At 62.5% G+C, this 307-nt stretch carries 1 protein-coding gene; it reads left to right on the forward strand.

The annotated features are described in order from the left end of the window. Window positions 1-190: hypothetical protein (locus AC0L3U_RS38995; protein WP_473365057.1), on the forward strand; the 190-nt coding region annotated here is incomplete at its 5' end. Between the last annotated feature and the right edge of the window lie 117 nt (window positions 191-307).

Genomic DNA, 307 nt, shown 5'->3' on the forward strand with positions numbered 1-307 from the left:
GACGTGGGCGGTCATCGTGTTCATCGTCGGCGCGTTGGGTGTGATGCTCACGTTGCCGGCGCATCAGGGCGAAATCCTTGCCACGGCCGGGTTGGCAGCCCTGGTGGTGATTACCGGTCTGGTCGTCAAACGACGCAGCCCATCCCCACCCTGGGTGCCTGACCTGGTCGTCCAGGAAGCACGTCGTTAACGTCGCGGTTGCATGAAACAGCCCAGGCCGGCGTGCGGTCTGGGCTTTTTGTGTGTGGCTGACTCGCTGCGCTGTTCAGTTACAGTACGCGAGCGGCCGTCTTCTCGATGGCATGTT

Source organism: Bradyrhizobium sp. Kon69, assembly GCF_055807515.1.